This is a genomic window from Pontibacter burrus, assembly GCF_010686685.1.
GTDB lineage: Bacteria > Bacteroidota > Bacteroidia > Cytophagales > Hymenobacteraceae > Pontibacter > Pontibacter burrus.
In genome coordinates this window covers 75605-94520 of sequence record NZ_JAAGWD010000008.1, presented here as the reverse complement: position 1 = coordinate 94520, position 18916 = coordinate 75605, and the positions used below count along the sequence as shown (strand labels likewise).

The following is an 18916-nucleotide window of genomic DNA, read 5'->3' as shown; positions in this document are numbered from 1 at the left end:
CTCTGATATATAGAGAATTAAGAAAAGCCCCATCCGATTTTTTTAAAATTAAATTATTCAGGGAATTTCCGGGTTTGCCTATTAGTAGCGTTATTTGTATACCGTTCTCAAACCAACACCACGTGGAAGCACTTAATAAAAGATTAGACGACATCATGACCCTGATTGCCGAAATGGCAAACGGGAACTATGATTACACCCTTGACGTGTCGGAAAATGAGAATGAACTGGATGCGCTGATACAGGGGATTACCATGTTGGGGCAGGAGCTTAAAAACTCAACCGTTTCCCGCGACTTTATGCAGAGCATATACCAGGGTGTGGTAGATATGCTGCTTGTACTGAATACTGATTACACCATCCGGAATGTGAATGCGGCGCTTGAAGAAGCCATAGGAATGCCGGAAACCGAACTGGTTGGGCAACACATTTCTGTGCTTTTCAGCGACACTGAGAATCTGAAGCTACTGGAAGTTTTCTTCGAACTCGAAAACCAGGGCAAATGCACTAACCGGGAGTTTATATTACAGGCAACCGACAGGCAGATTCCTGCCTCATGTTCCTTTTCTTATTTAGTCGATAAGCATCATCAGACCGATGGCATCCTGATTATTGCCAAAGACATTACTGAACTGAAATTAAAAGAGCGCGAATTGCAGGAGGCCAAAGAGAAAGCAGAAGCTGCCAGCCAGTCTAAAAGTTTCTTTCTGTCCAGCATGAGCCACGAGATACGCACGCCACTAAATGGCATCGTAGGCTTTGCTGATCTGCTGGCCGATACCCCGCTAAATCAGACCCAACAGCAATACGTTAGCCTGATTCGCACCTCAGGTTCCACCCTTACCCGCCTCCTGAACGACATCCTGAACCTGCACCGTATTGAGCAGGATAAAGTAGAGCTGGAAGCCATTCCGTTCGACATACGTGCCACGACGGCATCGCACCTGGAGCCTTACCGGTACCTGGCCAACGAGAAGGGCCTAACCATGGACTATAGTTTTGCAGCAGATGTGCCGCAGGTAGTAGTCGGAGACCCTACCCGAACAATACAGATACTGGTAAACCTGGTAAGTAACGCCCTTAAGTTTACTGAAACAGGTAGCATACAGGTACGATGCAGTGCTGATAACCAAAATGAAAGTACAAGGCAAGTTACACTGCGGTTTACCGTTACAGATACAGGCATAGGCATACCGCCCGAAAAACAGGCCTATATTTTTGACGCCTTCACACAATCTGATCAGTCTACTACACGCCGTTATGGCGGATTTGGACTGGGGCTTACAATCTGTAAAAGGCTGGTAACCCTGATGCATGGCGAAATGGGCGTAATCAGCATGCAGGAAGGGCAGGAGGGCACTACTTTCTGGTTTACACTGCCCCTAACATTCGTACCGGATGCAGATATACCGGCTCCGGATTCTGCAGAAGATACAACCTTTGAAATGCCTTACAAAGCTGATATACTGGTAGTAGATGATAACCCGATAAATGTGCTGCTGATACAGGACGTGCTGGAACAGATGGGAGCTATAGTTACAACTGCTGTGGGCGGTGAAGAAGCCCTGCAAGTGGCAATAGGTAAACCGTTCGACCTGATATTTATGGATATTCAGATGCCAGGTATGGATGGCCTGGAAGCAACTGTAAAACTACGCCGTTTGGGTTACGAGAAACCTATAGTTGCCTTTTCGGCAAATGCCTATAAAGATGACATTGCTAAAAGCCTGAGTTCCGGCATGAACGATCACCTCTGCAAACCATTTACCCGCAAAGAACTGACCGAAGTACTTCGCAAGTGGCTATAGTCTGGAGGAGCTATAGTTTATAGTTGCTTTTTCAATCAGCAAGCCAAACAAAAATCCCCGCCTGAACCAGGCGGGGATTTTTGTTTTATACCGAGAGTGGTAATGTTCTGTTATTGCATTCCGTTTCCGTCGCCTTGCTTGGCATCGTCGTTACGGATAGACTTTTTACGCTTAGGCGGACGCTGCTGCTCCATTTTACCAAAGCTATAGTTGAAAGCGACACGCACACCGCGGTTATAGTTGTTGATGCGCACATGTTGCTCGTAGCTTGCAGGATTTACAGGTGTCGGCGTTGCAATTACATCATTCTTCATCTTCATGCTTTTGCGGAACGGATTGTCTAATCCAACGCTTATGCCGCCCTTCTTGTCAAAAAGATCCTTCTTGATAGCTAAGCTGTGATAAGAGAAAGCTGCAAATCTGCCCAGTAACTGTATACGCTCAGAGTTAAAACCACCATTAAATTGTGCACTTATGCCTTTACCGAAGGTGTAAGACGAGTTAGCATTGACATTATACATCCAGCCACTATTGCTGTTGTACTTACTATTCAGGTCTACGAAGTAAATATTTGAGCTACCGCCTATCATCCAGTTATTGGTTGGCTTGGTATTACCAAATAAACTAACGCCGTATGTCTTGTTTTTAGCAATGTTCTGGAACGTAAGCAGAGTTGCCGGCTCACCATCTTCATTCTGATAAGGAGATGCAACCGTCTCAATCGCATTATCGGTCTGGCGCATATACGCCGTCACGTTTATAGATGTAGTTTTAAAGTAAGTGCTATAGCCTAATTCAAACAAGTCGGTAAGTTCTGCATCGATCTTCGGGTTACCCTGTACATAAGTATTGGATGTTTGTTTCTGCAGGTACGGGTTCAAGTAGAACATAGACGGACGCTGAATACGCTGAGTAAAGTTAGCCTTCAGGGTATGTGTCTTCTTGAAGGTATAAGACAATGCTACACTTGGGATAAAGTTGTCATAATCTGTAGTATAGTCATTATCAATTCCGGCAAGGTCTGCTGCTACATCTGTAAATTCGTAACGGCCTCCCAGTTTTACATTCAATGCTTTTTTGAGGGTAAAGCCATACGTCAGGTAAGTTGCATAAACATCCTGCTCATAGAAGAAATCGTCGTTTGGTCTTGGCAGAACAGGTGCAGGCGTTTCGTTATATGTTGCCTTACTTTCCACATCACGGAGAATATTCTTAGCCCCAATTTCAAGTACTGTTTTATTAGCAAACGGGTGCGTATAGTCTACCTGTAAGGTAAGCTCTTTATTAAGGTTATTATTGTTGTTGCGAATCAGTTTGTAAGGTGCTTCCCCCTGGTTAAAATAGTCCTGATTCACATCATTTTCAGCATCCGTAATAGAGTACAGCGAAAGAATAGCTAATTCCTGTTGCGGTTTCTTGAAATAATGTGTGAAGTCAAGGTTGTAGTCGGTGCCTATACGTTGATTCTCATTTCGGATTTTGTTGTTAAATTCGTCTTCTTTGATGCTGGTTCTAGAGTAAACAGACTGATCGTTACTCATTTTGAATAAACCGCCATTGGATCGGAAACCACCAGAAATATTGTTACGCTGGTTGATGTCATAATCAAATCCAAGCTGGCCGTTCATGAATGCACCATTTACTTTGGTATTTCCACTCTGGAAACTATAGGACCCTTCATCAAATGGTGTGGTCTTATCATCATAAAAGATCATAGTGTTTGACATGTCCCCTTTGTTGTAGAACATGTTACCACCAAACGTACCATTGATACCCAACTTACCACGGCGCACATTCAGACTTGCGTTTGCATTGCTGCCACGCGTACCCACACCCATGGCCACAGTACCTGTTACACCCTGTAAGCCACCATCTTTCTTTGTGATAATGTTTATGATACCGGCAGTACCTTCGGCATCGTACTTAGCTGATGGCGAAGTGATCACCTCCACAGACTTGATCTGATCGGCCGGAATCTGTTTAAGTGCATCAGCAATATTACCTGCCATAATAGCAGAAGGTTTGTTGTTGATCAGAACACGTACGTTAGAGCTACCACGCAGCTGCACGTTCCCATCATTATCCAGCGATAGTGATGGCACTTTCTGTAACACATCGGCAGCGTTGCCACCAGTGTTTGTGATATCTTTTTCAGCGTTATAAACGGTGCGGTCTATTTTCTCTTCTACCAGCGGTTTCTCTCCGGTAATTACCACTTCGTTCAGGCGGTGCGCATTAGATTCCAGGGTAACTGTACCCAGGTTTATGTCCTCGTTATCAGCTTTAACTGTAAACTCATTCAGGGTTTTCTGCTGATACCCAATAAATGAAACCAGCAATTTATACTTGCCTACGCCAACCTTCTGTATTGTGAAGCGGCCTTTGTCGTCGGCCATCGTTCCATCAATTGGCTTGCCGGTAGCTACATTGATAAGCGCCACAGTAGCATACTCTACCGGGTTTTTAGTTTCGGAATCAACTACCACACCACTAATGCGTGCATTGCCTTTCGCCACTGTAGCACTTGGTACGCCTGCTGACTGTTGCTGCGCCGGACGGGCCTGAGGCGTAGCCTGCTGACCTTGCGCAAATGCGCCCATCGACGTAAGGCCGAGGGCTAATAGAAATACATGTTTCTTCATAGTTCTTTTAAAGAAGACTTCTTTTCATTCCTTCCACACGAGTTACCATAATCTCGCAATACAAAGAAACAACGCAATTTCGGACTGCTAAAACAGAATATACCAATACACCGCATTTCTATATAAATAGGCATAAGAAACCGATAAGATTTTGGTCGATGTTTTTGGTGTCGTTTATAGTTGTCCAGTGCTTGTTGATCGCTATTAAACTGAAGCGACAAAAGATATGGCCATTCCGCTATAAAACTATTGTTAAACAGGACAGCGTATCCTGTTATTTAATACATAAAGTTGAGTTTGCGAACAGCGATTAACGAACAACGGACAACGAATTTTGACCGGAAGGGCAGAGTTTATACTTTCGTGTAAAATTATACTACATGGAAATTAACCTAACTCGCCTGGATCAGGATTATCATTTTGCAGCAACCGGAGCTTCGGGAGTGGCTGTGCACATGGATGCAAACCCTGAAATTGGCGGACACAACATGGGCGCCCGCCCCATGGAGATGCTGCTGATGGGCTTAGGTGGTTGCAGCGCCATCGATGTGATCATGATCCTGAAAAAGCAGCGCCTGGAAGCTACCACCTTTGATATTAAAGTTACAGCCGACCGCGAACCGGTTAACGAACATACAGAGTTCCGTAACATTAACCTGCATTTTGTGCTTGGCGGCAACCTGCCCGAAGACAAAGTACGCCGTGCCATTGAACTGTCGCTGGAAAAATACTGCTCTGTAGCCATGGTGTTGTACAAAACATCCACCATAAACTATACACTGGAGCTGCTATAGTCAAGCGCTCAGTTTTGCTACATATTTTACCAGCGACCGCTTGGCAATAGGCAGTAAACTATGCTCCAGCGGCACCGGTACTTTAGAGACCACTACAAATGTAGCAGGATTGGGCAGCTCTTTATGCTCTTTCAGTAGCTGCACTTTCAGGTTTTCGTGGGTAAGGGCCAGGCCGCGGCGCACGGTTTGCACATGCTGGGTATTAATGCCCCGGTACTTTTCGTAAGTGTTCTGGAAAACCGTGATGCGGTATAGGTACACCTGCGTCTCTTTGCCCGGAAAAGCATCTAAAAACAGGTAGCCTTCGTCGTGGTACATGGGCGTAATGCCTACCGGACTTATCTCGAGATTACTCTCCACAAACTCGTATAGTTCCTTGCCTTCTTCCAGGGTTTGGGTAAACAGCGGCGTGGCATACTGAATGATCTCCTCGATCTGCTGCATGGTTTCATCGTCTTCCACGATTTTCTGGTACACCAGCTCCAGCTTTTCAAAGTCGGCCCGGCTGATGCGCTGCGGAAACTGCTCGTAAACCAGCTGTTTGTGCTCTTTAACCTGCTTCAGGTTGCGGTAATGCATAATCAGGTCGGAGAATACCGGGTAAAGGCGTTGTTGGCCAAACTCGGTTTTTGCTGCCTGCAGGTAAGCCAGTAGCAGGTACTTTTTATATTCAAAGTCGATGAGTCCTTCGGTAAGCCAGTTGATGGGTAGGGTGTTCATAGCCTTCAACTTTAATGGTTAATACTTGCCTATTAAACGAAAGTAGGGGCAAGGAAGGTTGAATATAATAATGTTATGGTTTCAAAAGAATATAGTATATTCGTAATGAGTTATTCGTTGACATGCTAAAACTAACCATTCTCTTTCAGAGATTTAAAGTATAAAAGCCTTTTTCTTGACAAGGGTGCACTGTTCTAGTTGTGATTTGATTTCAGAGATTTAAAGTATAAAAGTCGCTGTTGCAGATATCCTGCAGCGTGGCAGTTGTGACTTGATTTCAGAGATTTAAAGTATAAAAGGCCGGGACAGTGAGAAAAGCTTCTTTTATGTGTTGTGACTTGATTTCAGAGATTTAAAGTATAAAAGGTTTGAGAATCTAAAGGACTCCGGTTCAAGTTGTGACTTGATTTCAGAGATTTAAAGTATAAAAGTGACAGCGTAGGTTCGCCAGATACCCGCCTGTTGTGACTTGATTTCAGAGATTTAAAGTATAAAAGTTATTGCCGCTCAGGATCTCCTTCTCCCAGGTTGTGACTTGATTTCAGAGATTTAAAGTATAAAAGTAGTCAAGTTTAACTAAGGAATTCTGAAAAGTTGTGACTTGATTTCAGAGATTTAAAGTATAAAAGGCAGGTGTGGGTCAGCGCTGTGGCTTCCTAGTTGTGACTTGATTTCAGAGATTTAAAGTATAAAAGAGTTAATGCTTTAAAATGTTGTATGCTAATGCCTTACAAGGTGTTTTGCTTGCTAGAAAAGCTTCTCACGCTTGTTTGCGATTACATGTTTTATGTTTTTTAATACAGAAGCCCCGCCAGAACTGACACTTTGGCGGGGCTTTTTGTTTTAGAACATTTCGAGTTGTTTTGGGGCAGGAGTTACTGCCTTCCGACCATTGCCCCAGAAGTTGATGATACGACTATATTGCTTGTCAGTGAATTGGGCTATAGTTACCAAGCCCTTTGGAGGCAGCATTTGCTTTACACGACTAACATGCACATCGGCACTTTCGCGGCTGGCGCAGTGGCGAGTGTATACAGAGTACTGCATCATGCTAAACCCGTCTTTCTGCAGCCGCTTCCGGAAGGTGGTATATTCCTTTTTATCTTGTTTGGTTTCAGTAGGTAGATCGAAAAATACGAATAGCCACATGCTGCGATAGGCGTTTAGTCTGTTTTGCATAGTTCAGGGTAACTTATTTCGTCTCGCTCCCCGGCAAAGCAGCCTACCAGCGAAGTAGTAGTTTTGTTCAGTGCCACTAATAGCGGACTTACTTCGCCATTCACCCGCACATCATGCGTCAGTACCTGCAGCAATGTCGCTTTCATTGGTTTGGTAAGTATGCTGCAGTCAGCATGGTCACTGATAAGTTGCTTCACGGCGCTATCTACCACTGGGCGGTAAGGCTCCATAATATCATCAGCAAGGCAGTAGGCGTTGTAACGATTATGGTGATGTATGCCTATAGTTGGCAATAGACCAGAACTAACAAGCGCCCGCGCTACCGCAGCCCGAAGTATGGCATAACCATAGTTGAGCAGATTGTTAGGTGCATCGCCGAAGCGGTCGCGACGGAAGGGTAGGGGCGAGAACAGGTACTGCCAGTAGTGCCGGGCTGCCCGTGCTTCCAGATTCGTACTGTCTCCGCTGCGCACATCTTTCCAGAAGCGTAGCAGCGGCTCGTGGGGCAAGTCGTGGTAACGAAGCAGCAATGCCTGGTTTCGTATTTTGGCTTGTACCGTTTGCTGCCAGAGCTGTTTCTGCAAAGGCTTTTTGGCTGACAGCTGCTGCCGGAACCGTTCGTTCTGCACCGAGTGGCCACATAATGGCAGGAGCAATCCGGTAGGGTGGTGTTTCTCGTCGCAGTAAATAACGGCTGTGTTATTATCCAGTAGCTTCTGCATCACGGCTTGTGAGTAGATTAATTCCGGATGATCCAGCACCAATACGCCTACATCTTCAACTGGCACCTTATTCAATTCTCCGGTTTCGCGGTTCACGAGCACCAGCTGCTCCAGTCGGATGTTCATATCCAGCGGAGAGCCTAAGTATATCGTCCGTTTCAGCATAGATTATAGCTTCTTTAGCTGACCGGTTGGTGTGATTTGCACCTTGATGGGATTCTGCTGTTCCCAAGCTTTCATACTACGAATTCTTATTTCCTCAGCCGAATGTTCAATTGTGGATGCTATATGTAATCTAAAAGAATAATCACCAGAAGATAGCTTTTGCACTCGATATAAGTAGGGGTTCAGCAGCCTGTGCAGGTTAGGGCCATGCCAATTGATGTCTTCTTCCGTAAGCCCGAGCAGGAACATGTCATTTATCTGAAGTGTCTGCGCCAATGTATAACCCTCAACAGTGGTAGGTTGTACTACTGGAATGCCCTGTTTTTTTCGTTCAACTGCCTCATAGAAAGTAACAACCCGCTCATGCAGTTTCCCCTGTTCATCCTGGTAAATTGCTACGTGGTGGTTGCTGCCCGGCTCTACCCACTGGTTAATATCCTGTTTTAGCTTCACCATTCCGGAAGAATTCTCCCGAATGCGCACCTTTTTAATTTGGTTTTGCCTGCCGCTTTTGCCTTTAATGTTTGGCATATACAGCGGCTCATTAAAGGCTGTTTTCGGTATTTCAAACTTCTTTGAATCTGGGTCCACTCCGAAGGCACGCAGCCTGTCTTTTACAATCTCGCGTACAACTGGGTCCACTATTTTGCCGATCATGGCAGGCGTAAGTGTTTCCAGACTCTTACGAACTGCATAAAATTCTTTGCCTTGCAGGTCTTGCCGTTTGCCGTACACAGTTTCCTTATGCAACTGCCCCCTTGCTGCTACCTGCCGTTGCGTGGTTGTTTTACCATCTTTGTCCTTCACTTTCCTGTTCCAGGATGTAACAGTCTTGCCGTTCTTTTTCTGCGATACTAATATGTTTTCTATAGCTGTTCTGGCGTCACGGTAAAAGGTATCCCATGGCATTTCGAAGTTATGCATCTGTGGAGAGCGGTCCAGTTTGTTCCAGTTGCTCAATTCGCGGAGTATACCAGGGGTAGTTAGGGCAACTACAAGGGCATCTACAGCATGGTGGCGATGATCGTCGCGGGTTTTCTTGTTTCTCCCTTCGTTCAAGATAGAGTTCAGGCCCCAGAAGTGGCGCAATGGTGCTGTTGCTGTACCGGTAGTCACATCTACACGGTCACAAATACTTTTCAGGTAGGCTCGTGCTTCTTTACTGATGTAGCGTGTGTCGTTTAGCTGCTTCTGCGCAAAATCTTCATCAAGTTTCTCCTGTTTAAACCTAGCAAGTTTGCGCGGCATGTGTTTCTGTACGCGCTCCAGTACCAGCATATAGTTGGCTTGGTCGCCGCTCAAGCACTCGTGCGGCGTCTGGTTTCCTTTTTTGATGTTAAAGCCTTTCTCGCAAAGTGTCTTATTGGCTATGCTGTCATCAAGTGTTCGGCTATAGGGCAGGATGTGTTCAATGTCGAAGCGACCGTGCAAGAACAAGTCGTTAAAGCTGATCGCTTGCCCAGTATAAGGACAGGTCTTCTTGCATTCTTCCCAAAGCAGGTATTTGTCTATATCGTTCTTGCTTGGCCGCTGAACACCCTGCTGCACCAATTCCTGGTAATACCGGTCGTTACGAGCTCTGTTCTTGAACTGTTCTATGCGAATGTCAGCACGTTTGGTAGCCGAAACTTTCAGATCACGGGCCAGCTCAACACGGATAATATCAAATTTGCCGTACTGCTGTATAAGTTGGTTTACAAGTGTTCGCAGCTCATAGAGCGCCTGCTGTACAATCGGGTTGCGCAGGTTTTTGGGTGTTTCCAGCTTTTCCAGGCCAGTTTTATACTCACTAATCTGGCTGTGATGATAGCCTGCCTGTAGCGCGGCTTTATCATATTTAATTCCCTGGCGCAGTAAAGGGAGCATTTTGCGAATAGCATTGAGACTTAGGCTGCCATAGCCTTCTTTCAAGTGCGTTTTCGACAGTTTAGATAGTTGCTCATCTGTAAAGCCCCACTTCTCTGCTGCATATTTTTGCAGCCAGTCCTGGTCCTGGGCAAAGTAAAGCGTATGCCATACATCTAACTTGCTTATACTTTTCTCTTCCGTCTTGGAAGTACGCAGGGTTTTGTCTTCGTCGGGCAGGGCATCCCAGGCAGCTTTTCCGAACAATTTGGAAAGCTTTATACTTGTCTCGTTGCCGGTAAATTGTTCTTTCTCTTCGTAGTTAAAAGTATAATCTTCCGTCAGTTTCAGCTTTTTGCGTATGTCGCTGATCTTGATCTTGTCTCTTGTATAAAACAGCTCTACCAGCTTCGTCTTTTCTTCATCGTCGAGCAGTTCGTTAAACCTGCCCGGTCCGGCTACCTGCAGGTTATTGATGATCTGCCACATCCTGAACTCTTCAAAATCAGGGTGGCATACCGGCACACGCGGTTTCTGGGGCTCCAGGGTACATTTGCCTACCAGGTGCTTCTGCGACTTGAGCGGGCGCTGGTAAAACACGATTCCAAAATCAGGGCAAGCAAGTTGCTTCTTCAGCTCTGGGGTGAGTTTATCCGGATGATACCGTTGTTGTACCTGCCAGATCTCTTCCAACTCCCGCTCATACCAGCTACGCAAAGTATAGCGGTTACGCAGGCGTTGCAGGTGCGGATCCAGTGAAGCCAGGTATTCCCCAAATGTTCTAAAATCACCATTTTGCCAATCGGCCAATGTGTCGTCTATGCCTGTTTTACCGTTTCCACCTTTGTACAGAGCGCCTTCTTCGTTACTACCAGATTTACGATTACTTTTAAAGCCACGGCGCTGATTTAGATGAAAGATAACACGACCTATTTCATGTGCTGTGAGTGGCTCAGATAATGCTTTCTTTCGAAGTTGATATGGACAGCCTTGCCAGTAGGCATCATTCTCTTCAAGGGAAGCGGGCATTAATGAAGCTTGTTTCAGTGCTTTTTGTAGCAGGTTGTTTCTAAACTTCCTGCGAAACAGCTGTCGACGTTTTTGACGGTACTCGCGTCGTTTAGCATTCTTGGGTGTTTCCGCTTTGCTTTTGGCATCAATGTTTACACCTTCCTGAAATATATGGGAGCCAGCGCCGAGTATTACTTTTTGTGAGGCATCCACAACTGACCAGCCAATAGAATTGGTGCCCAGATCAAGTCCTAAAGTTTTCATAGCAAATAATTTGTTATTGTAATATCAATATATATATTTGTATTAACAATGACAAAATAATCTCTGAAATCTTGTCACAATAAGGGTGAAACACACCCGTAGACGAAAGTCTTGGGCGTTGCTTAGGTAGCGCCCATTTTTGTTTATAACACCGGATAATCAAAAAAGCCTTCCTGCTATAGTTGCAGAAAGGCTTTTTCTATAATTGGTAAGGTATTTTACCCGAATATCTCGTTTAGCAAACCTGCCAGACGGATACCACCTTTCAACAGCTGTGTGTTCAAGGTTTCCAGGTTATCGTAGTTGTAGCGGTAGCTAAGTTTTTGCTCCGGTTCTATTTCGCTGTAAATCTTATTGCTGATCAGGTAAGAGTCGTACAGCCACTGGCTTATTGGTTGCTTCATCCACTGTTTGCGCTGGGCTTTGGTAGTGTGGTTCAGGTGTGTGCTGTACTCGGTGTAGCTTAGCGCTTGTGATTCGATCAGGTCGCTGTCCCAGAGGCGGTGCAGGTTGGTTGGCTCTCCGAACCAGAACAGTTTTACACGGTTGCCACCTAAATCCTCCGGCCTGCCCGTGTGCATTGGCTGATGTAGATCGCCTACCATGTGGATCACCAGGCGCAGGTACATCTTCTTTTTCTCCATCGGCAGGTCTTTCTTTTTCAGCTCTGCAACCAGCATATTCAGCTTGGTGTTGATGTTTACTGAAGTGTCCTGGGCAAGGGCAGTCATAAACTCGTCCTTGTTCAGGCCAGACTTAAAGTTGATGTAATGCCAGGTATCCAGGTACTTGTAGCTCGGTTCCGATTTTACAAAGTCGGCCCAGTTGCTGGCCATCGCGATCGACTCCGATCCCAGGATTTTCTTTACCTGTTTTTTTGCTTTGCAGCTCAGGTTACGTTCTGCAATTTCGCCTACTACGCGGTGCCCCAGCATGCCCCAGGCCATCGACTGAAGCGGCATATACAGGAACAAACCTGCCAATATTAATTTTTTAAGCGCCTTAAATGCCATTGATGTAAGAAACTATAGGTTAAATGAATTCGGCTGCAAAGGTCCGAAAATTCTGCAGAAACCCGATGCCTATAGTTGAGATTTGTTTGCAGCATCAGCCAATGTAATAGTTGTGTGACTATAGTTGTTCTGGCTTTCGATGAGCGTAACTATAGCTTCGGCAAGTTTCTGCTTTTGCGCAACAGTAACATTCACCAGCCTGAACTTCGCTTCGCCTTTCAGCATGCGTGTGCGCCAGTCCCATTGGTCTATAGTTTGATGTTGCCCGTTATCCATCCACCAGGCCGTGTAGAGAGTATCTTTCCCTTTTTGCAGTTCGCCCACATACACGTTATAGTTGCTCACCTGTCGCTGCTGCACATGCCGGAACTTATAGCCGCTTCCTTCCCAGCAGATTAACGGGTGATGTTCCGTAGAGTAAAATGCTTGCACCGGTTTCAGGTAAATCAATACTTCTTCATTACTATACTTTGTTACGCCGTTTTCCATAGTTGCTGCTTCGAAACCGGTTAGCTCCGGCGTTGTAAAGTCAGAAACTATAGTTGGTTTCTCACCTCTGATCTTAAAGCCTGTTCCTGTCAGCATCAGCAGTAAAATATAGTTCAGAAGCAAAGCGCCCCTTAAACTGATGCGTGACCTGCGTGATGGTTTTTTTGAACCGACAACCACGAATTGCTGCAGCCACCTGGAGACAAAATAAAAGGGAATGAGGGCGTAAACTAGCAAGCAGAGCAAGCCAATCACATCATGGAGCGGGTTTCCGGGCAGTATCTCAAACCAGACCAGCAACAGGATGCGTAGTAGGTTCGATACCAGGTTAAGCAGCAGCATAAGGCCTAACATCAACCCAATAAACCATAGCGGCAGCATTTTCTGGTTGGTCCGTTGCAGGTGGGCAAGTATAAAAACAGCCAGAATCAGGGCCAGCGACAGCATCGATAACCCGGCACACGCCGGGTCTACGGCGAACTCCTTCCCTTCAACAAGAATAATATTGCCAGCTGCTTCGGCCTGCTTTTCTATCGTATTCAGTATGGTAACAGCCCAGTTGGTAAGCTGCATCCGGAGCGGGAAACTTATAATGTTGGCGATGTACTTAAATATTGGCGAAGCTACTACCAGCAGCAACAGCGGGTAGATGGAGATTTTGCCAACTATAAGCTGCGCACCACACCACAGCGCTACCACAAAAGCGAAGAAGTATAAAGTGCTGTTTTGCAGGGTAGCAGCAAGTATGGCCAGCACTATAGTTGTGATCAGTAAAACAGAAGAGAGCGATTTACGAGGCTGCACCTGTGCAACAAAAGGTACAAGAACTATAGCCAGTAACCATTGGCTGTCCCAAAGCAGGTATTTGCTTAGAAAAAAGGCTCCCAATACCAGGTACAAGCCAAGAACCAGCAAAGGAATCAGCAGTTGCTCGGTAGGGCGCAGTGTGTTTAGCTTCATCTCAGAAAGTAAGGTTTTAAGGTGATAAATCCGATGATCAGCACTGCCAGGATGATAAGTGCCCACTCTTCCGGCTCCGGTACAGCACCTGAACCGTTCATACTGGCATTTCCCAGGCTGTCTTTGCTTTTCTGGATGTCGAACCGCTCGTAATCTGCCTGCGTTTCCAGCACGATCAGGCTGGATACCGGGCTTACAATATTGGCCTGCGTGGCTTCTGCAATCAGTTCGTCTTCTATAAATTCCTTACTGAAATACCGTGCCCCGATCTGCATCAACACATGGTTATAGGTGAATAAACGCAGTACATGATCTGGCGCTGTGCCTCCCGCTATAGTTGCATTTGTCTTAGCTATAGCCAGCCCTGATTCTCCCAGGCGAACGGTGTTATGATCTATAGTTGTGTTAATGAATTGCTTATTCTGCAGTAGTGTAGCCAGTTGTTTGGTGTCGCCGTGCATAGGAGCAATTACCCGTAACTCTTTCAGACTCTTAAAGTAGGGAGATAACTTTTCGCCAAGCGAGAACACGCTTATAGTTGCATGTTGCGGCAGCACTTCCGCCATCTGTTCTGCAAATGGGGTATCTTTCAGGTCGCTGAGGTTAGGAGATACGCCGTTACTTTTACTGATAACCAGTGCCTGTTCCGGGTTTTTGATCTTATGAAGCGGGAACAATGAGTAGCGTTGCTGTTGCAGCAGGCCAAATAGTTCTGCCCTGTTCTGTTCGTTCAGTTGCACCATTTTCCCATCCCATACATACACCGGCTTTTGTTTTGCCGTTTCCCACACCTGCTCAAATTCATTCTCCGACCAACTGGCGTTTATATCGAGGTAAAGTTGCTGTGGCTCAAATGGTACAAACTGTTGCGGCAGTTCAGTTAAACTATAGTTGTTGCCGGCAAAACTGAAACTGCTGTTCGCTAAAACAGGTGTGTTAAACCGCAGGCTCCAGTCCTGGCTATAGTTTCCCTGGCGTTTATATGTATTGCTGCGCGTAAGTTTATAGTTTGCTGGTAACTCGAGGCCGCTTACCTGTTCATCCAAATAAACCATAGATGTCTCGGTAGCGCCTTGTGTGCTTGGACCGGTAAAGTAAATGTTCTGGTAAACAAGCGCTTCGCCCTGCTGCTGAAGGGGAGAGGTAACCCCGATCTTAAACTGGCGGTCTTCTTCCGGCGTGCACGGAAAAACTCTTACCGATACCCTGTTGCCTTCCTGCCAGTGCACTACCGATGGGTCGCGGGCTTCGACGCCAACTATAGTTTTGTAAGCTGTCTGGGCTTTGCTTTTGGTAGTGAGGTAACCTTTCTCTTCGCGACCGTTTATCCAGAGCGAAAGTGATGTAACTACGCTGCCTTCGGGCAGGAAAAAGGTGTAGATTGCTTCCTGTTGATTATTGCTGTGTGCCATGTTGTTGTGCACGCGTAGCACCTTCTCGGTGTAGGCAAGTCTATAGTTCGGGTAAATGCGCACCTGCGACACTACATTGGCTGTTTTCAGGTTATTGCCCGACCAAAGCCGCTCCTCGGCCTGATGCCGTGCGTCGTACATGCTTTCCAGTATCTTGATCTTTTCTTTCCGGTCCAGATTCGGCTCACCCAGCAACAGTACCGATAAGATCACAAGTGGGTCGTGGCGTTTCACTTCCTCAAAATTCTCCCTGGGCATATCCCACATGCTAAACTCCCCGATAGGCACCTGGTAAACAAGGTCGGTCTTTAGTATGCGTTCGGTCAGGTAGTCGGCAGGTAATTGCTGGCTTAATTTTACCCAGCGTGGCAGCGTTTCATCTTCCTGAATTACGTATTCGTTACCGCTGAAGGCAAGCTGCTCATTACGGTCTTGCCATTGCCAGATATAGAAAACGCTAAACAGGATAGGGAATGCGGCTCCGGCTATAAAACTGCGCAGGTACTGCCTGTCCTCAGCCGCGGCTTTATACACCCCAACCCCCAAACAAATTACTACCCAGAGCGGAACATAAGTATGTAGTGACATGCCCAGTGCCAGTATCCCAAAAAGACTGATGATATAAAGTGGCAACAGGTAAATAGCATAGTATAGCCACAGCACAGATCCGGCACCAAGTACAAAGAGCAGCACCTGGTTCAATTTTTTCGGTAACAGCTCCCGGAAACTATAGCCCATCAGGGTTATGCAGAAAAGCGTGATGAAAGCTTCGAGCCAGGGAACAGAATCCTGGAAAATGCTCATCTGGCGGTTAAGCGCGTAGCAACTGATGATAAAAAGTACGAGGTAGAGGTAAAGGTATTCTAAGTGTCGTAAAGGCCGCTTAAAGGAAAATACTCCCTTGGATAGCATTACGACAAAGTAAACGGCAGTCAGACTATAGTTCATCCAGAAGAGACCGAACGAAGCCTCATCAGTTGCCCCGACGCCCCACTCCGGAAGCATAAACAACAGGAAGGAAACTACAATCAGCCCTACACCAGTAAGCTTCAGGTTGAGCTCGGTTTTAACAGGCGTTTTTATCAGTGTTTTCATTTTTTTCAGACATAGTTCCGGCACCCCACCACGTGAGTGCCGGGTAGATTGATACCTTATTTAGGAAGTTGAGATAAGAGGTATTGGGTACCGATGCCTACTTAAACCCGAACAGCACCGGGAACAGGAACACCACGATCACCACCCAGATAAAATAAACCGGCAGGTAAGCGGCAATGGCTCTTCCCAGACTGGCAACATCAGCCTTTTTGGTAATTGCCCTGAAAAGCGAGCCGGTAACCAGGAGCAGGTTGAACAAAATGAGAATGTTGCTGCCTAAAACGGCCAGCCTGTTTGGTGTAATGCCCCATTCGGCTATCCGGAACATTATGGCTGATAAGGCAATGCTGTTTACCACAATGGTAACTATAGCCAGCAGCAACAGGATCCAGGTACTGGTGGCGTCCTGCTCTTTCCGGGAGTTATCAGCGATAGAGAAAAAGATAAGCGCCATTACCCCGACCAGCAGGATGTTAAATAGGATCAGGAAATCGCGGTCGTTGTAAGGGTCTTTGCCGGAAAAGGGGATTGCGATCAGGTAAATGGTAAGCATGATGAGCACCAGCGGGCTGAATATTTTAGCGATAACCGGAGACACCTTGTTTACCAGTTGCGGGTTAGTTTGGGTAAGGTGAGTGGCAACTATAGGAATGGCCGCCGCCCCGAAAATACCAATGTACTCCGCATAAAACTGTTCTATCTGCAGCCCGATAATAGCGAACAAACCGATCGTAATACCTGTCATGATCACGCCGGCAATTACCAGCAGGGCAGTCATCACGAGCAGGTCACCGTTAAAGCGGAGGTACCCGAGCCGCCTGCTATAGTTGTTGAAATTGTTGCCGGTGTAAGCCGCGCCCAGTACAGCCCAGAGCAGCAAAGGCAGGTGCAGGCAGGCCAGTACCAGGGTGTCGGTTGTGGTAGTGCCGGGCAATAGGTTGATGTACACCAGCGAAACAAGCATGATGGCACCGAGCAGCGCGGTTTTATAGGCCTGCAACTTGTTCTTCCAGGCAAAATAGGCTGTTAGCAATGGGAAAACGATGAAGCCAATGTTGCGTGGATAGAAGAACTCTTCCGCTACGGGCAGATAAGCCGGTATTTTAGCAATAAACCCTGCCACCAGCGATGCCAATACTACCAGCAGCAGATCCCGGCTGGTTCCCCACGAAATGTCGTCGCTTTCGTAGCGCAGGCGTTCGTTCCAGAACTCTGCCAACGGGTTACCTTTCAGGTCGGGATAAATGGCTCGGAACTCCTGCGTAAAAGGTGCCCGGTTATGTCGGTATAGCTTTTCGAGCTGGCCCGGGTTGTTGAGGTGCGTTAGTATTTCTTCTTTCATGGCTGCTGTTTTTTTGCCGGATTAAGCTATAGTTGCTACGTCAGAATTACAGCTTGTCAATCATGTCGCCGAGGTCGCTTACACCTAACGTGAACATGATCAGCACCACGCCCAGCACAATCTTGACAAGTAACGGAAAGGAGAAGCCAAATTTCCTCCTGAACCAGGCGTTGGAAGGCGGAAGAAATACCAGCGAAATAAGCAGGTATGCAACACCCGGAACCGGGTGCACCAGGAATAGATTCAGTACCCCGATCAGTATTACCAGAATACCGAATACCCATGCACCTATAGTCCAGATGGTTGGCTTGTTTGGCATTGTTGTTTTGTTTTCCATCACTGATTCGCTTAAGTTTCAATTATCCTCTCTTGCTATAGTTCAGCTGCTTAACTACCGGCAAACGGCGACCCGAAAATGCCAACTGCCAGCTCAGCCCAGATCAGGAAAAGTATCAAAAGTGCTAAAGCAATTAAGCCAATACGATAATCCATATTCCTTACTTTTCTTATCACCAGTTCAATCACTAGCCCCGTGCCAAGGAGCAGCACGCCCATGATCACAAAATCGAACAGCTTCCAGTCTACTTCATTTGTAAACTGCATGGCGATTAAGGGAATAGAAAGGATAAGCGCTACTCCGAGCACAATACCGATAAGTCTTTTGTTTTGCGTTATCATAATATTTAGTTTTTGAGTTAATTGTTTTTATTATGTTATAGTTATAGTTTGCTAAAAGCTTTTTGTCATCATTTCGATCTTGTCGAACAATTCGCCTACGCCCATGGCTGCCCAGATAATGAAGATGCCCAGTATGATCTTTAATAGTCTGAATTGAGGAAGCCGGTAGCCCGTTATTTTATGGAAGATCTCGTTTGCAGGAAGAAAATAGACCAGTGAGAGTAGCACTATAAAAATTCCGAAGCCAGTATCGCCTCCCCAGAACGTGTTCACGATGCCAATTGCAAAGAAGGCCAGCCCGAAAATCCAGCTGATGATGGTGAGGGCCATAGAACCGTCGTTTTTGGCCACTTCGCCCTGGTAGTTGTTTCTTTCAGTCATGTTGCTATAGTTTATAGTTTCAGATTTTATTCTCAATTGGCTGTTCAGGTATCTTAATCCCACATAGTACCGGCCAGGCCTAAAACAGTACCCAGCCACAGCACAACTATGAACACCAGCAGGCTCAGCACATTTGCAAGTCCGGTTCTCCAGCCGCCCTGGCTGCGCAGGTGATCCATATTATAAAAGAACAGCCCCCCCAGTGCACCAGCTGCCGGTACCACCAGCAATGGCCTGATCCACCAGTAAGTGGGCCATTCAGGCGCCTTTGTTGCCCCGATCAGGAAGAAGGAGATAAGCAGCAAACCTATTCCTGCCCCCAGCAGCATCCGTTTCCCTACCGGAGCCGGATGAACAGGCTGATTGTGTATTTCGCTTTGATGTGTCATCGTTTAT

Annotated in this window: 15 protein-coding genes and 1 CRISPR repeat array; of the genes, 2 read left to right on the top strand and 13 right to left on the bottom strand. The window is 46.4% G+C overall.

From position 1 onward, the window contains the following. Positions 1 to 122: 122 nt before the first annotated feature. Positions 123 to 1808 (top strand): PAS domain-containing hybrid sensor histidine kinase/response regulator, encoded by a 1686-nt coding sequence (locus GXP69_RS16390; RefSeq protein WP_163916307.1) that lies wholly within the window; start codon positions 123 to 125, stop codon positions 1806 to 1808. Positions 1809 to 1918: 110 nt separating this feature from the next. Here the strand turns inward: GXP69_RS16390 and GXP69_RS16385 are convergent, their stop codons facing one another. Further along, positions 1919 to 4450: a TonB-dependent receptor domain-containing protein gene (locus GXP69_RS16385; RefSeq protein WP_163916305.1), complete on the bottom strand. Its 2532-nt coding sequence runs from the start codon at positions 4448 to 4450 to the stop codon at positions 1919 to 1921. Between the two features lie 380 nt (positions 4451 to 4830). Between GXP69_RS16385 and GXP69_RS16380 the strand changes: the two genes are divergently transcribed. After that, entirely contained in the window at positions 4831 to 5244 is a 414-nt protein-coding gene (locus tag GXP69_RS16380; protein ID WP_163916303.1) for an OsmC family protein, read from the top strand. On the opposite strand, the gene GXP69_RS16375 is transcribed toward GXP69_RS16380, so the two are convergent. The 12 genes from GXP69_RS16375 to GXP69_RS16320 form a co-directional block, all read right to left on the bottom strand. Continuing rightward, a complete protein-coding gene (locus tag GXP69_RS16375; protein ID WP_163916301.1) occupies positions 5245 to 5964 on the bottom strand; it encodes a hypothetical protein in 720 nt (239 codons plus the stop codon). A gap of 197 nt (positions 5965 to 6161) precedes the next feature. Continuing rightward, positions 6162 to 6659: direct repeats of the CRISPR family, unit length 36 nt; unit sequence GTTGTGACTTGATTTCAGAGATTTAAAGTATAAAAG. A 148-nt stretch (positions 6660 to 6807) separates the two neighbouring features. Then, positions 6808 to 7143: a CRISPR-associated endonuclease Cas2 gene (cas2, locus tag GXP69_RS16370; RefSeq protein ID WP_235925786.1), complete on the bottom strand. Its 336-nt coding sequence runs from the start codon at positions 7141 to 7143 to the stop codon at positions 6808 to 6810. Beyond that, positions 7128 to 8030: a type II CRISPR-associated endonuclease Cas1 gene (cas1, locus tag GXP69_RS16365; RefSeq protein ID WP_163916299.1), complete on the bottom strand. Its 903-nt coding sequence runs from the start codon at positions 8028 to 8030 to the stop codon at positions 7128 to 7130. The genes cas2 and cas1 overlap by 16 nt, the downstream gene beginning before the upstream one ends. A 3-nt stretch (positions 8031 to 8033) precedes the next feature. Next, entirely contained in the window at positions 8034 to 11150 is a 3117-nt protein-coding gene (cas9, locus tag GXP69_RS16360; RefSeq protein ID WP_163916297.1) for a type II CRISPR RNA-guided endonuclease Cas9, read from the bottom strand. A gap of 218 nt (positions 11151 to 11368) precedes the next feature. Then, positions 11369 to 12163 carry a S1/P1 nuclease gene (locus tag GXP69_RS16355; protein ID WP_163916295.1) on the bottom strand — a complete coding sequence of 265 codons (795 nt, stop codon included), beginning with the start codon at positions 12161 to 12163 and terminating at the stop codon, positions 11369 to 11371. A 69-nt stretch (positions 12164 to 12232) separates the two neighbouring features. Beyond that, positions 12233 to 13612, bottom strand: coding sequence for an exosortase N (gene xrtN / locus GXP69_RS16350; protein ID WP_163916293.1), 1380 nt, complete (start codon positions 13610 to 13612; stop codon positions 12233 to 12235). Then, positions 13609 to 16119, bottom strand: coding sequence for an XrtN system VIT domain-containing protein (locus tag GXP69_RS16345; protein WP_163916291.1), 2511 nt, complete (start codon positions 16117 to 16119; stop codon positions 13609 to 13611). The genes xrtN and GXP69_RS16345 overlap by 4 nt, the downstream gene beginning before the upstream one ends. A gap of 97 nt (positions 16120 to 16216) precedes the next feature. After that, entirely contained in the window at positions 16217 to 17461 is a 1245-nt protein-coding gene (locus tag GXP69_RS16340; RefSeq protein WP_163916289.1) for a DUF4153 domain-containing protein, read from the bottom strand. 46 nt (positions 17462 to 17507) lie between these two features. Then, entirely contained in the window at positions 17508 to 17798 is a 291-nt protein-coding gene (locus GXP69_RS16335; protein WP_235925784.1) for a hypothetical protein, read from the bottom strand. 50 nt (positions 17799 to 17848) lie between these two features. Then, positions 17849 to 18139: a hypothetical protein gene (locus GXP69_RS16330; protein WP_163916287.1), complete on the bottom strand. Its 291-nt coding sequence runs from the start codon at positions 18137 to 18139 to the stop codon at positions 17849 to 17851. Positions 18140 to 18190: 51 nt separating this feature from the next. Beyond that, positions 18191 to 18520, bottom strand: coding sequence for a hypothetical protein (locus GXP69_RS16325; protein ID WP_235925782.1), 330 nt, complete (start codon positions 18518 to 18520; stop codon positions 18191 to 18193). A 53-nt stretch (positions 18521 to 18573) separates the two neighbouring features. After that, the gene (locus tag GXP69_RS16320) at positions 18574 to 18909 is read right to left on the bottom strand and encodes a potassium transporter KefB (RefSeq protein ID WP_163916286.1); all 336 of its coding nucleotides are present in this window, start codon (positions 18907 to 18909) and stop codon (positions 18574 to 18576) included. Positions 18910 to 18916 lie beyond the last annotated feature (7 nt).

What these genes read in the sequence shown, in the direction of transcription:
- GXP69_RS16325 (WP_235925782.1), bottom strand. Translation starts at nt 18,520, where the DNA reads ATGACTGAAAGAAACAACTACCAGGGCGAAGTGGCCAAAAACGACGGT.
- xrtN (WP_163916293.1), bottom strand. Translation starts at nt 13,612, where the DNA reads ATGAAGCTAAACACACTGCGCCCTACCGAGCAACTGCTGATTCCTTTG.
- GXP69_RS16380 (WP_163916303.1), top strand. Translation starts at nt 4,831, where the DNA reads ATGGAAATTAACCTAACTCGCCTGGATCAGGATTATCATTTTGCAGCA.
- GXP69_RS16330 (WP_163916287.1), bottom strand. Translation starts at nt 18,139, where the DNA reads ATGATAACGCAAAACAAAAGACTTATCGGTATTGTGCTCGGAGTAGCG.
- GXP69_RS16385 (WP_163916305.1), bottom strand. Translation starts at nt 4,450, where the DNA reads ATGAAGAAACATGTATTTCTATTAGCCCTCGGCCTTACGTCGATGGGC.
- cas9 (WP_163916297.1), bottom strand. Translation starts at nt 11,150, where the DNA reads ATGAAAACTTTAGGACTTGATCTGGGCACCAATTCTATTGGCTGGTCA.
- GXP69_RS16340 (WP_163916289.1), bottom strand. Translation starts at nt 17,461, where the DNA reads ATGAAAGAAGAAATACTAACGCACCTCAACAACCCGGGCCAGCTCGAA.
- GXP69_RS16375 (WP_163916301.1), bottom strand. Translation starts at nt 5,964, where the DNA reads ATGAACACCCTACCCATCAACTGGCTTACCGAAGGACTCATCGACTTT.
- cas1 (WP_163916299.1), bottom strand. Translation starts at nt 8,030, where the DNA reads ATGCTGAAACGGACGATATACTTAGGCTCTCCGCTGGATATGAACATC.
- GXP69_RS16320 (WP_163916286.1), bottom strand. Translation starts at nt 18,909, where the DNA reads ATGACACATCAAAGCGAAATACACAATCAGCCTGTTCATCCGGCTCCG.
- GXP69_RS16355 (WP_163916295.1), bottom strand. Translation starts at nt 12,163, where the DNA reads ATGGCATTTAAGGCGCTTAAAAAATTAATATTGGCAGGTTTGTTCCTG.
- GXP69_RS16345 (WP_163916291.1), bottom strand. Translation starts at nt 16,119, where the DNA reads ATGAAAACACTGATAAAAACGCCTGTTAAAACCGAGCTCAACCTGAAG.
- cas2 (WP_235925786.1), bottom strand. Translation starts at nt 7,143, where the DNA reads ATGCAAAACAGACTAAACGCCTATCGCAGCATGTGGCTATTCGTATTT.
- GXP69_RS16335 (WP_235925784.1), bottom strand. Translation starts at nt 17,798, where the DNA reads ATGGAAAACAAAACAACAATGCCAAACAAGCCAACCATCTGGACTATA.